The organism is Streptomyces sp. NBC_01384 (assembly GCF_045040035.1).
GTDB lineage: Bacteria > Actinomycetota > Actinomycetes > Streptomycetales > Streptomycetaceae > Streptomyces.
This window is the reverse complement of record NZ_CP109559.1, coordinates 993277-1006419: the sequence shown is the minus strand read 5'-3', so window position 1 is coordinate 1006419 and position 13143 is coordinate 993277. Positions and strand designations below refer to the sequence as shown.

Below are 13143 nucleotides of genomic sequence, written 5' to 3'. Positions count from 1 at the left end.
GATCCCCGGCGCCCTGGTGCCGGGAGGGTGGTGCCTCCCGGCACCAGGGCGCCGTCAGATCCAGTGCAGGATGTCGTCGGAGCTGGTGAGGTGGGTGCCGCTGGGCAGCCCAGTCACCGCGGGCACCCGCAGCCGCGGGTACACGCTCACTCCGGAGAGGCGGGTGCCGGGCCGCAGTTGGGCGGCGTCCCCGAGCGCGGAGTGGGTGAGCCGGACCGGGTTGTCCCGCTCGGAGTGCACATGCGCCAGCGGACCCACGTACGAGTCGCTCAGGCGTGCGTACGGCCCCACGACGGCACCGTCGCCGACCGCCGCCCGGGTCAGTCGCGCCCCCTCGTCGAGGTCGACGCCGTCCCCGATGTCCGCGTGAATCAGCTGCACCCCGGGCCCTATCTCGGCGTCCCGCCCGATGCGTACGGCGGGGCCGATGACCACGCTGCCCTCGGCGATCTTCTGGGCGAGGGTGGTGCCCGCGACGCTGTCCTTGCTGCGCAGGCTGCTCTCGTGGATCCAGTACGGCGGGCTGTCGCTCAGCGGCGGTCCCATGGCCCGGTTCATCCAGGGGTAGTGGCCGCCGAGTACGTCGCCGAGGCTCTTGAGGTAGTCGTCGACGCTGCCGAGGTCGCCGAGCCGGTCGATGTACTCGGCCGCTACCGGCAGACCTCGCCCGACCAGCCAGGGCAGCAGATCGCCGCCCCAGTCGAGGCGCTGCTGGGCCAGCCGGATCATGTCGGGCGTGCGGGCGGCCAGCCGCAGCCTGCCGCAGTCGATCAGGTACATCCCGGCGTTGGTGGGCAGGGTGCGTTCGGCCAGCGGGAGCGAGGTCTCGGGGAACAGCCGGTGGATGCGGTCGAGGGCGGGCTTCTCCAGGAATCCCGAGACGAGGCCGTCCGCCGAGGTCTGCATGACGCCGTACTTGCCGGCGATCTCCTCGGGGGTGCGGCCGACGGCGGCCACGGTCACCACGGCGTCGGCGGCGTCGTGCGCGTGGGCGAGCCGGTCGAGCGAGAACTCGAAGACGGAGTCGACCGGCAGCACCAGGGCCCGGCCCGTCAGGTCCCACTGTTCGAGGTTGTGCAGGGTGGCCGCGCCCGAGCCCACGTTGTAGCGGTCGAGCCGGGCCCGCGAGTAGTGGATCTCCACCCCGAACCGCTCGCCGTGGCCCAGGACGAGATTGATCTGGCTGCGGTTCTCCGCTCCCTGGGCGACCACGTAGAAGCGCCGGATGCCCTGGTCCCGGCAGGACGTGACGAGCCATTCGATGACGGACCGGCCCGCGAACGGGATGAGCGCCTTGCTGCGGATGTAGTCGGATGACGCCAGGGTGAGTGGTTTGGCGCGTTCGCCCCGGCCTCCCGCCAGGATGATGCCTAACGTGTCGTCCCCCATGCGGTCCTGCCTCCTCGGCTGACTTTTCGACGCCTTTCAGTCAACTCAGACTGTCATGAAGAGTCAAGTAAAAAGTAATGCAAGGGAGTTGATGCGTGTACAAACGAGCCCTGGTCGCCGGTGCGACCAGGGCTGATGGCTCAAGTGGTGTGTCGTGGGCGGGCTTCGGGCGGGTGCGGGCCTCAGATAACCTTCAGCCGAACCAGGGCTCCGAGGGTCAACGCCCCGGGCACCAGGGGAACCCAGACGGTGATGATCCGGTAGGCGAGGACCACCGCCGTCGCCGCGGCCACCGGACCGCCCGCCGCCACCAGCGCGACGATCAGCGCCGCCTCCACCGAGCCGATCCCGCCAGGTGTGGGCACCACCGCGACCGCGGCCGTCGCCGCCAGATACGCGAGGGTCATGTGCGTCGGCGCCACCGGCAGGTCCATCGCCTGCCCCACCGCGGTCAGCCCGGCGGCCTGCAGCAGCGGGAAGGCGAGCGAGCCGCCCCACAGGGCGAGCGCCCGCGCCGGACGGGAGTGCACCGAGCGCGCCTCGCCGAGCGCCGAGCGCAGGAAGGAGAACACGGTCGTACGCAGCCGCCGTACGAGAAACAGCGCCGCCACCGCGGCACAGAGGATCAGCCCCGCGGCGAGCAGCAAGGGGCCACTCGCCCCAGGGGGGATGAGGCTGCCCACGCGCAGCGCTCCCGGGAACGCGATGAGCAGGCCCACCAGCAGCGTCAGCCGGGCGATCGACTCCGCGAGCATGTAGAGCGCCAGCGCGGCGGAGGAGCGGGCGAGCGGGACGCCGCACACCGTCATGAAGCGCAGATTGACCGCACTGGCGCCGAGACCCGTCGGCAGCAGATGGTTGGCCGCGCCCGCCGCGAACTGGGTGGCGAGCAGCCGACGCGCGGGCAGCCGCTCCACCACCGCGCCCTGCCGGGTGAAGGCCGCGGCGACCCAGGTCAGACAGGTCGCGACGGCCGCCGCCAGCAACCACGGCCACTCGGCCGAGCGCAGCTGGCCGAAGCCCTCCACGAGCACGGACCGGTGCCGCACCCCGACCACCAGGACGAGGGCGAGCGGGATCAGGCACAGGACCGGCCGGAGGGGGAAACGTCGAGGGAGTCGCACGGCTGTCACATCGGGGGAGGATGTCCACGCCGTGCCAACGTGGGGTTGCGGCCGCGAGTCCGGCTCCTGACGCGCCGGGCAAGCTGTGGGAGGAGTCTTCGTCGTCGTGGGTGCCGTCATGGGTTCCTTACTGTGTTCTTCGACGCGTTCCTTGGTCCGTCCCCCGGCGCGTTCCTCGGTGTGTTCCTCCGTGTGTTCCTCGGTGTGTTCCTTCGTGTGCGTGGACTTCTTCCGGCAGCCATTGACCTCAACGATGCTCGAGGTCTTACGGTCATCTCCATGAGCATGGAGACCACAGCCTGGACCCAGCTGCACAGCGTCATGAACGCACAGCAGGAGCGCCGCCCCTTCGCCCGCGCGACACTGCGCCGCATAGCCGCCTTCGCCCGTCCGCATCGCCGCCGCATCGCCCAGTTCGTGGTCCTCAGCGTGGTGACCGCGCTGCTGGCCGTCGCGACGCCGGTGCTCGCGGGGCGTGTCGTGGACGCCATCGTGTCCGGCGGCGACGAGCGCACCGTCGTCCGCCTTGCCGTGCTCATCGCGGTCATCGCGCTCGCCGAGGCGGCGTTCGGAATTCTTGGCCGCTGGCTGTCGGCGACGCTCGGCGAAGGACTCATCCTCGATCTGCGGACGGCTGTGTTCGATCATGTACAGCGCATGCCGGTCGCGTTCTTCACACGTACCCGTACGGGCGCGCTCGTCAGCCGACTCAACAACGACGTGATCGGCGCCCAGCGTGCCTTCAGCAACACGCTCTCGGGAGTCGTCAGCAATGTCGTCACCCTGCTGCTCACCCTGGCCGTAATGCTCACCCTGTCCTGGCAGATCACCCTTCTCGCGCTGATGCTGCTTCCGGTGTTCGTGGTGCCCGCACGCCGGATGGGCAGCCGGATGGCACGCCTGCAACGGGAGGCGGCGAACCTGAACGCCTCCATGGGCACCCGGATGACCGAGCGGTTCTCCGCGCCCGGCGCCACGCTGATCAAGCTCTTCGGACGGCCCGAGGACGAGTCCGCGGAGTTCGCGGCGCGGGCCCGGCGGGTGCGGGACATCGGAGTGCGTACGGCGATGGCGCAGTCGGCGTTCATCACGGCCCTCACCCTGGTCTCCGCCCTGGCGCTCGCGCTCGTGTACGGGCTCGGCGGCTGGTTCGCGCTGCGCGGCAGCCTGGAGCCCGGCGCCGTGGTCTCGCTCGCCCTGCTGCTCACCCGCCTGTACGCGCCGCTCACCTCGCTCGCCGGGGCGCGCGTGGAGGTCATGAGCGCCCTGGTGAGCTTCGAGCGTGTCTTCGAGGTGCTCGACCTGAAGCCGCTCCTCGAGGAGAAGCCGGATGCCCGTACGGTCCCGGAGGGCCCGGCTGCCGTGGAGTTCGAGGACGTCCGCTTCGCCTACCCGTCCGCCGACAAGGTCTCCCTGGCCTCCCTCGAAGAGGTCGCCACCCTGGACACCCGCGGCGGCGCCGAGGTCCTGCACGGCGTCTCCTTCCGCGCCGAACCCGGCCAGACCGTCGCCCTCGTCGGCTCCTCCGGCGCCGGGAAGTCGACCATCGCGCAACTGCTCCCGCGGCTGTACGACGCAGACGAGGGCACCGTCCGCATCGGCGGCGTCGACGTCCGGGACCTGACCGCCGAGTCGATGCGCGAGACCCTCGGCATGGTCACCCAGGACGGCCACCTCTTCCACGACTCCGTCCGCGCCAATCTCCTCCTGGCCCGCCCTTCGGCGACCGAGGACGACCTGTGGGACGTACTGCGCCGCTCCCGCCTCGAAGACCTCGTCCGCTCCCTGCCCGACGGCCTCGACACCGTGGTCGGCGAGCGCGGCTACCGGCTCTCCGGCGGCGAACGCCAGCGCATGACCATTGCCCGGCTGCTCCTCGCCCGCCAGCGCGTCGTCATCCTCGACGAGGCCACCGCCCACCTGGACAACACCTCCGAGGCGGCCGTCCAGGAGGCGCTCGGCGAGGCGCTGGAAGGTCGCACGGCCGTGGTGATCGCCCACCGGCTGTCCACCGTTCGGGCCGCCGACGTGATCCTCGTAGTGGAGGCCGGGCACATCGTGGAGCGGGGCACGCACGAGGAGTTGCTGGCGGTCGGGGGGCGGTACGCGGAGCTGTACCGGACACAGTTCAAGAACGCCCGGGAGAGCGTGCCGGAGATCGCGGTCGCCGGGGAGCCGATGGCCTAGGTCTGGGCCTGGGCGACGGCTCGTCGTGCCTCACCGCTCCTGAGTCAGGAACTTCTCGACCACGGCATTGAACGCGGGCGGGTTCTCGAGGAAGGGGAAATGTGAACTGGCCACGTCGGTCGGGAAGACGTGGAGCTGCGCGTCCGGGATCCGCCGGGCGACGAAACGCTGCGAACGGGGGTTCACCGGGATTCCCGGAGGATGCCCCGGCCTTCAGGCCGGGGAGGAATCCGGTTTCCCGCGGAGCGGGGCAGGAGAAGCCGGATCGCTGCCGGGCGATCCGGCGTCCGCCTGGGGAGCGGCGAGGGCGATCTCCAGGAGGTGGGGGATCTGGGAGTTGAGGGACCGCCGGTCCGCGGCGGCGCGGGCGGTCACCCGTTCGTGTAGGTCTGCCGGGATCCGGAGTGAGAAACGAATCATGACGCTACGTTGGCGGCATGGTGACGCCAATGGAAGCCGACGGGGCCGGGCGCGCCCGGTACACGTACCGGCTTCGCGTGTCGTCGAGTGCCCGTACGGCCCTGGAGACGGAATGGGACCGGTGCCGGTGGATCTGGAACGAGTGCATTGCCAAGTCCAGGGCGGTCCACCTGCACAACAAGACCACGGGGGAGAAGCGGACCTGTGGCCCGGCGCAGCTCGACAGGATGCTGACCCAGGCGCGGGAGCGTACGCCGTGGCTGTGTGAGGGCAGCTCGGTTCCTCAGCAGCAGCTGATCCGGGACTTCGGCACGTCCCGTGCGAAGGCGCAGAAGGACATCAAGGACCGGCTGCCTCAGCGGCAGCGGGCTGGTATGCCGAAGTGGAAGAAGAAGCGCGAGGCCTTGCCGACGCTGAACTACACCCGGCGCGGGTTCCGGCTGAAGGACGATCGCCTGTATTTGGCGGGTGGGATCGTGCTGAGGGTGGTGTGGTCGCGCAGCCTGCCGGGCGACCCTTCCTCGGTGCGCGTGTACCGGGACAGCGTCGGGCACTGGTACTGCTCGTTCGTGGTCCCCACCGAGGTGCAGGCGCTGCCGGAGACCGCCCAGGTGCTCGGCGTGGACTGGGGCGTGAAGGAGACCGCGACCACGACCTCGGACGCCCACGACCTGCCGCACGCCCAGCACGGCCGCAAGGCGCAGGCCGGGCTGACCCGTTACGACCGGATGATGGCCCGCCGTAAACCGAAGAAGGGGCAGGCCGCCTCGAAGGGCTACCGCGAGGCGAAGAAGTGGCGGGCGAAGACCTACGCGAAGATCGCCCGGCAGCGGCAGGACACCGGCCGCAAGTGGGCGAAGAAGGTCGTGACCGACCACGACGCCATCGCCGTCGAGGACTTCAGGCCGAAGTTCCTCGCCAAGTCCTCGATGGCGCGCAAGGCGGCGGACGCAGCGATCGGCGCCACGAAGAAGGCCCTGATCGAGATGGGCCGCAAGCACGGACGGGACATCCGTCTCGTGCATCCTGCACACACCACCATGGACTGCGCATCCTGCGGAGCGAGAACCAAGCACGCACTGCCGTTGTCCGAGCGCACCTACACCTGCACCGCATGCGGAGCCGTCTCCCCCAGAGACAAGAACTCCGCCCGCGTGATGCTCGTCCGGGCAGGTCTGAACCCGGCTGGTACCGAGGGCGTAAGACCACCGGGAGCGCTGCTCCCAGAGGCAGCCTGAGCCAGGAATCCCCGCCCAGCCCTGAAGGAAGGAATCCCCTCCCTTCAGGACTCCGTTGGGAAATGAGCAAACTGGCTTCGCCGGCGTGCTGAGGTCGGCATGATCGTTCTGTTTGTCGGAGCGAGGGGTGTGGCTGAGTGTCGCTGGAGTCTCGGGACGATGGTGGGGTGCCGGAGCTGACCGCCCGGGTGGTGCGGGCGTCGTTCCCGAAGGGGACGCTGGCCGTCCGGGTACGTGAGGCGCTCGGCCCGCTGTTCGAGGACGAGTCTTTCGCTGAGGCGTTCTCGGCCCGGGGGCGTCCGGCCGTGTCACCGGGAGCGCTGGCGCTGGTCTTGGTGCTGCAGTACGCCGAGGGCCACACCGACCGGCAGGCTGCTGACCAGGTGCGGGCCCGGATGGACTGGAAGTTCCTCCTCGGCTTGGAGCTGGACGATCCGGGGTTCGACTTCTCTGTCCTGAGCGACTTCCGTGCCCGGCTGATCGGGCACGGACTGGAGGAGCACGTCCTGGACCTGGTCCTGGCCAGGTGCTCCGAGCTCGGGCTGTTGCGCGCAGGCGGTCGGCAGCGGACCGACTCCACCCACGTCCTTGCAGCGGTGCGGACGCTGAACCGGATGGAGTTCGTCGGCGAGACCCTGCGCGCGGCGCTGGAGGCACTGGCCGCAGCCGCCCCGGCGTGGCTTTCGTCCATGGTCAACGCCGACTGGGCCAAACGTTACGGCGCCCGGATCGACTCCTACCGCTTCCCCAAGGGCGACAACGTCCGCACCGAGTGGGCCGAACAGGTCGGCCGGGACGGCTTCACCATCCTGGAGGCCGTCTACGCACCCCAGGCTCCTGCCTGGTTACGGGAGATCCCCGCCGTCCAGGTCCTGCGCCGGGCCTGGGTGGAGCAGTACCACCGCGACGGCGAGGGGGTGCGCTGGCGGGAGGGCAAAGACCTCCCGCCGGGCAGACGGCGGCTCTCCTCGCCCTACGACCCCGACGCCCGCTACGGGACCAAGCGCGGCTCGGGCTGGTGCGGCTACAAGACCCACCTCAGCGAGACGTGCGAGCCCAATGCCCCACACCTGATCACCCATGTCGTCACCACGGACGCCACCGTCGCCGACACCGAGGTCACCGGAGCCGTCCACCAGGGCCTGGCCGCACGTGAACTGCTGCCTGATGAACACGACGTCGATGCCGGCTACGTCACCGCCGCGCACATCGTGGCCGCGCGCGACGCGCATGGGATCGAGCTGCTGGGGCCGGTCGGGCTGGATACGTGTCACGAGAACTACGAGGGCGAGCACTACACGCAGAGCGCGTTCACGATCGACTGGGAGGCCAAGAAGGCAGTCTGTCCCCAGGGCAAGATCAGTGCCAGCTGGTCCGACCAGCGCAAGAGCAGCGGCACTCCTGTCTCACGGGTGCACTTCACCGCCCAGGACTGCGCGGCCTGTCCGGTGCAGGACAAGTGCACCAAGGCGGCGAACGGCAAGTGGGGCCGCAGCCTGACCCTGCTGCCCCAAGACCAGCAGGAAGCGCTGGAAGACCGGCGTCGCGAGCAGCTGACCGACCAGTGGCAGCAGCGCTACAACGTCCGCGCCGGGGTGGAGGGAACCATCTCCCAGGCAGTCCGGCGCACCCGCATCCGCCGGACCCGCTACACGGGCCTGCCCAAGACCCGCCTCGGACACATCTTCGCCGCCACCGCAATCAACATCATCAGACTCGACGCCTGGCTCAACGAAACACCCCTCGGCGGAACCCGCACCTCACACCTCGCCCGACTCCAACTCGCCGCCTGACAACAAGATCACACCCGCCAGTTTGCGGATTTCCCAACGGAGTCCTTCAGGGAGGGGAGCAGTCAAGCCAGTCCTGTGCGCTCGAAGAGCAGCAGCACGGCGGCGTAGGCGGGCGTCGACTTGATCTCCTCGTCGACGAAGGCGAGCACGTCCGGGTCGGGGTCGCCGGAGAACATGCCACGGACGAAGTCGTGGCGGACTCGCTCGGTTGGTCCACCGTGATGGTCCGGCGGGCGGGGGACGACAGCCCGCTGAGCTGTGCCGGAACATCTCCTGCGTCTGACCCCAGCCACGCGGGGCGTACGGCCACGAGCGCCTGTTCGTACGAGGTCCACGCATCGGCCAGGCCGGCCGAGCGGGCGCCGACGCCGACCACGGGGGGGCCACCGACCCCCGACCGGGTGGTCGTGACAGCACCGGGAGCTGGTTCGGCTGTCGGCGTGGTTGTCGGCAGCGGGCCGTGCCGCCGACGGCCGAATCGACGGCGGGGTCAGCACGATGGACATCGTTCCGCCGCCGTGAAGGGCACGGCGCCAGATCCCCGGGAGAGCTCAGTGACCGCCCAGTCGCCCACCGCCGACGTACCACCCGCCCGCTACGACGACCTGCGCGCCCTGGTGTTCAACTGCACGCTCAAGCGGTCACCGGAGCGCAGCAACACGCAGGGGCTCATCGACCGCAGCGTGGGGATCATGGAAGGCCAGGGCGTCCAGGTCGACGTGGTGCGCGCCGTCGACCACGACATCGCCACCGGTGTCTGGCCGGACATGACCGAACACGGCTGGGGGAACGACGCCTGGCCGGAGCTGTACGAGAAGGTCTCGGCGGCCGACATCCTCGTGCTGGCCGGCCCGATCTGGCTCGGCGACAACAGCTCGGTGACCAAGCAGATCATCGAACGGCTGTACGCCTGTTCCAGCCTCCTCAACGATGCGGGACAGTACGCCTACTACGGGCGGGTCGGCGGCTGCCTCATCACCGGCAACGAGGACGGCGTCAAGCACTGCGCCATGAATGTGCTCTACAGCCTCCAGCACTTGGGCTACACCATCCCGCCCCAGGCCGACGCCGGATGGATCGGCGAGGCGGGACCCGGCCCCTCCTACCTGGACCCGGGCTCGGGTGGCCCGGAGAACGACTTCACCAACCGCAACACCACGTTCATGACGTGGAACCTGCTGCACCTGGCCCGGATGCTGAAGGACGCCGGCGGCATTCCCGTCTACGGCAACCAGCGCACCGCCTGGGACGCCGGCTGCCGCCACGACTACGAGAATCCCGAGCACCGATAGCCGGGCGGGCGCATTCCGCCTACGCCCGATGGATCGCGGCGAGGTGGGAGCCCGTGCGTCACTTGCGCACCCGCTGCCGTCGGCTGCTGCCGGGCGCCGGACCGCCGGGGGCGGAACGGGCGCGTACGGCGGTGCCGGCCAGTACGGCCAGCGTGGCGAGCCCGTACGACAGTGCCTGCAGGTCGATGCCCTTCACCACGTCCGTCACCCCCAGCGCATCGCCGAGGTAGAGGGCGGTTCCGGCGGCCGGGACGGTCAGCCACTCCCAGCGGCCGTCCATGGCGACGAGGGCGACGACGAGGAGGGCGTACCAGGGGTAGGCGGGCGAGGCGAGCAACAGGGCGGTACCGGTGACCAGCAGGGCGCCGCTCCAGGGCCGCGCCGGGTCGCCGCGCAGCAGGACGTACAGGACCGTGAGGAGGAGCAGGACGACCGCGGTGGGGGTGACTGCCGGGTCGGGCAGGATCAGGCGCAGCACGGCGAAGCGGTCCGCGCTGCCGCCGGATTCGTAGCCCTCCTCGCGCAGGTAGCCGGGCAGGTAGCCCAGCACACCGGCGCCCGAGGCGAGAACGTACGGCAGATAGCCGAGCGCGACGACCGCCACGGCGGGCAGCACGACGCGCACCGCCTGGCGGGGCCCGAGCCCGGACAGGGCGCCGGGCAGCGCGAGCACCGGGTACAACTTCACGGCGACGGCGGCGCCGAGCAGCACCCCGCGCCAGATGCCCGCGGTCGCCGCGCCGAGGGCGAGGACGGTCAGCAGCACACCGAGGGCGTCGATGTGCGCGTTGTTGACGGCCTCGACGGGGACGGCCGGGCACCAGGCCCACAGCGCCGCGGCGCGCGGGTCTTGCCCGTGCCGCCGCAGCACCATGAGCAGCGCGACGGTGGTGCCCATGGCGAGGAGGGCGCCGCCGGTCTGGACGGCCTTGTGGCGGCTGCCGTCCGGGGACAGCTCGTACACGGTGAGGAACCAGCTCTCGGCGACCGGCGGGTAGATGGTGTGCACGGCGGGGCGGTTGATCCGGGTACATACACCGTCGGCGGCATGCAGTTCCAGTTTCCGCACCAGGGTGGGGTCCTGACAGGCGGCTTTCGAGGGGAAGAGCCAGCTCGCGCGCAGCGGCGCCAGTTCCGGCGCGACGGGTGTGTACGTGTACGGGGAGATCCCGGCCGCCTGCACCTTTCCGTCCCAGGCGTAGCGGTACAGGTCGCTGCTGGTGCTCGGCGGCGCGGTCAGCGCGGCGACGGCCAGGGCCGCGCCGCCGGCCACAACCAGCGCGGTGGCGGCGCGGACCGGCACAGTGCGCACCGTCCACGACGCGGCCGCGAAGAGCGCCCAGGCGATGCCGTACCAGATCAGGATGCGGCCCGGGTCGCTGCGCATGCCGTCGGTGCGGACGGCCGCACCGACGACCGCGGTGAGCAGGGTGAGCAGAGCGATGGTGACGGCGGTGCGCAGACGGATACCCACGCCGCCACCGTGACATCCCAGGGACCTGTACGGGATCACGCGCGGCCGTCGGCAGGCCCGCACGGGTGGACGTCCGCCGGTCGGCAACGCTCCTGCGACGCCGGGGCCGAACCCCGGGCCGGGTGCCACCGTTCGGCTGGCGCGATGGGTGCAATTGGCCGAAGCGTGGCCTTTTGCGACTACTTCTTCCGTTATCTTCTGAAAGTGTGACTGTAGTCGCCCGCTCTCTGAGGAGGAGCGGCCCTGAGACGGAGGAGACGGCGGATGCGCAGTGGCAGACAGCCGTCGGCTCCCGGCTCGTCCGGGGGGCCGGAGCGTCCGACGCCGGGCGAGGCCCCTGCGCGCGGCCACGTCCAGCGGATCACCGCCGGCGCGGCGGCTCGCGTCGCCACGGCTGCCGCCCGTGCCCGGGCGATCGCGCGGCGGGCCGGACAGACACCTCCGCCTCCAGGGCCCTTCCGCCCCGGGTTCTGGCGCAGTCCGATCCGCGGCCCCTGGCTGACGTCGGTCTTCGGCCTGGTGCTGCTGTTCGGCATCCCGGTGCTCTTCGTCACCGGCGCACTTTCCTATGCCGCCTACAACCCGGATCTGGGCCCGCTCAACGACCAGACCCCCGACAAGGGCCTGCTGGGCTTCTACCTGTTCGACTGGCCTACGCATCCGTACTGGCTGTACCGGCTGACCCAGGGCGTGCACGTGACCCTCGGCGTCGTTCTCGTCCCCGTGGTGCTGGCCAAGTTGTGGTCGGTCATCCCGAAGCTGTTCGAGTGGCTGCCGGTCCGGTCGGTCGCCCACGGGCTGGAACGGCTGTCCCTGCTGATGCTGGTGGGCGGGGTCGTCTTCGAATTCGTCACCGGCATCCTCAACATCCAGCTCTACTACGTCTTCCCCGGCTCGTTCTACACCCTGCATTTCTACGGCGCCTGGGTCTTCATCGCCGCCTTCGTCGTCCATGTGGCGCTCAGGCTCGGTCGGATGACCCGCGCTCTGCGCTCACGCAGCCTGGTAACCGAACTGCGCACCGACCTCGCCCATACGCGGCCCGAGCCCCCCGACCCCGACGGGCTGGTGCCGACCGCGCCCGCGGCGCCGACGATGACACGGCGTGGTGCCGTGGGACTGGTGGGGGCGGGCTCGCTGGTCCTGCTCGTGGTGACCGCGGGGCAGAGCATCGGTGGCCGACTGCGAGACAGCGCGCTGCTCGCCCCGCACAACCGCAACCCGGGTGGCGGAGCGAACGGCTTCCAGATCAACAAGACGGCCGCGGCGGTCGGCGTCTCCCCGGCCCACGTCGGCCCGAACTGGCGGCTGGAGGTCCACGGCCGCGCACGGACGCTGATCCTCACCCGCGAGCAGCTCCTCGCGATGCGCCAGCACGCCGCCGCGCTGCCGATCGCCTGCGTCGAAGGGTGGTCCACCGCCGACCAGCACTGGAGCGGCCTGCGCCTGACCGATCTCGCCGCTCTGGCCGGTCTTTCCGACGCCGGAAGCGTCCTGGTGGAATCGCTGCAACCGCCCGGCCCGTACAGCTCGGTGGTCCTGCGCGGCAACCAGATCCACGACCCCCGGGCCCTGCTCGCCCTCCGCGTCAACGGCGCGGACCTCTCCCTCGACCACGGCTACCCGGCCCGCGTCATCGTCCCGGCCAACCCCGGTGTGAACAACACCAAGTGGGTGCACCGGCTCACCTTCAGGGCCTGACCATGGCACGCTTCGTCCGCTGGTACGGCTCAGGGCCCCTGCATCTCCTCGTCCTGATCTGCTCGTTCGCCCTTGCCGGCTACGCCATGGTGCGCCTGTTCGCGGTGAGGCCGGTCGATGTGGCGATCTGGTTCGTGGGCGCGGCGATCCTCCACGACCTGATCCTGCTGCCCCTGTACTCACTCGCCGACCTGTCGGCCCGCTCCGTTCTGCGGCACCGTTCGGGCCGTGTACCGCGGGTGCCGTGGATCAACTACCTGCGCGTCCCCACCTTCCTGTCCGGGGTGCTGCTCCTCGTGTGGTTCCCCCTCATCCTGGAACTGGCGGTCCCCTACCAAGGCGACACCCGACTGCCCGAAGGCGTCTTCCTCGGCCGATGGCTGGCGATCACCGGTCTGCTCTTCGGCGCCTCGGCGCTGGCCTTCGCACTCAAGCTGCGCCGCGTCCGTCGGGCCGCCCGCGCCGACGAGGAACACCCCCCGCCCGGCCCCGACGGCCGGCCGTGACGACCGAGGAGAACCGCCC

At 70.6% G+C, this 13143-nt stretch carries 11 protein-coding genes; 6 read left to right on the top strand and 5 right to left on the bottom strand.

Annotated elements, in window-relative coordinates; translation table 11 throughout:
• Window positions 1–54 precede the first annotated feature (54 nt).
• Together OG747_RS04355 and OG747_RS04350 are read right to left on the bottom strand one after the other, a co-directional pair.
• Entirely contained in the window at window positions 55–1389 is a 1335-nt protein-coding gene (locus tag OG747_RS04355; RefSeq protein ID WP_405877944.1) for a sugar phosphate nucleotidyltransferase, read from the bottom strand.
• Between the two features lie 182 nt (window positions 1390–1571).
• A complete protein-coding gene (locus OG747_RS04350) occupies window positions 1572–2522 on the bottom strand; it encodes a YbhN family protein (protein ID WP_405877943.1) in 951 nt (316 codons plus the stop codon).
• 276 nt (window positions 2523–2798) lie between these two features.
• Between OG747_RS04350 and OG747_RS04345 the strand changes: the two genes are divergently transcribed.
• Window positions 2799–4700, top strand: coding sequence for an ABC transporter ATP-binding protein (locus OG747_RS04345; RefSeq protein WP_405885444.1), 1902 nt, complete (start codon window positions 2799–2801; stop codon window positions 4698–4700).
• A gap of 30 nt (window positions 4701–4730) precedes the next feature.
• Here OG747_RS04345 and OG747_RS04340 read toward each other — a convergent pair whose 3' ends face one another.
• Both OG747_RS04340 and OG747_RS04335 read right to left on the bottom strand, forming a co-directional pair.
• Window positions 4731–4886 carry an alpha/beta fold hydrolase gene (locus OG747_RS04340; protein ID WP_405877942.1) on the bottom strand — a complete coding sequence of 52 codons (156 nt, stop codon included), beginning with the start codon at window positions 4884–4886 and terminating at the stop codon, window positions 4731–4733.
• Between the two features lie 27 nt (window positions 4887–4913).
• Complete coding sequence (locus OG747_RS04335) at window positions 4914–5120, bottom strand: Arc family DNA-binding protein (RefSeq protein WP_405877941.1); 207 nt, start codon at window positions 5118–5120, stop codon at window positions 4914–4916.
• A gap of 17 nt (window positions 5121–5137) precedes the next feature.
• On the opposite strand from OG747_RS04335, the gene OG747_RS04330 reads away from it, so the two are divergent.
• The 3 genes from OG747_RS04330 to OG747_RS04320 all read left to right on the top strand — a co-directional run bounded on the left by OG747_RS04330 (window position 5138) and on the right by OG747_RS04320 (window position 9443).
• The gene (locus OG747_RS04330; RefSeq protein ID WP_405877940.1) at window positions 5138–6358 is read left to right on the top strand and encodes an RNA-guided endonuclease InsQ/TnpB family protein; all 1221 of its coding nucleotides are present in this window, start codon (window positions 5138–5140) and stop codon (window positions 6356–6358) included.
• Between the two features lie 167 nt (window positions 6359–6525).
• Window positions 6526–8151 carry an IS1182 family transposase gene (locus tag OG747_RS04325; protein ID WP_405877939.1) on the top strand — a complete coding sequence of 542 codons (1626 nt, stop codon included), beginning with the start codon at window positions 6526–6528 and terminating at the stop codon, window positions 8149–8151.
• Between the two features lie 554 nt (window positions 8152–8705).
• A complete protein-coding gene (locus tag OG747_RS04320; RefSeq protein WP_405877938.1) occupies window positions 8706–9443 on the top strand; it encodes a flavodoxin family protein in 738 nt (245 codons plus the stop codon).
• Between the two features lie 58 nt (window positions 9444–9501).
• Here OG747_RS04320 and OG747_RS04315 read toward each other — a convergent pair whose 3' ends face one another.
• Window positions 9502–10917: a glycosyltransferase 87 family protein gene (locus OG747_RS04315; protein ID WP_405877937.1), complete on the bottom strand. Its 1416-nt coding sequence runs from the start codon at window positions 10915–10917 to the stop codon at window positions 9502–9504.
• Between the two features lie 264 nt (window positions 10918–11181).
• Here OG747_RS04315 and OG747_RS04310 point away from each other — a divergent pair, with 264 nt between their 5' ends.
• Together OG747_RS04310 and OG747_RS04305 are read left to right on the top strand one after the other, a co-directional pair.
• Window positions 11182–12618 (top strand): molybdopterin-dependent oxidoreductase, encoded by a 1437-nt coding sequence (locus OG747_RS04310; protein WP_405877936.1) that lies wholly within the window; start codon window positions 11182–11184, stop codon window positions 12616–12618.
• Window positions 12619–12620: 2 nt separating this feature from the next.
• Entirely contained in the window at window positions 12621–13124 is a 504-nt protein-coding gene (locus tag OG747_RS04305) for a hypothetical protein (RefSeq protein ID WP_405877935.1), read from the top strand.
• Window positions 13125–13143: the final 19 nt, after the last annotated feature.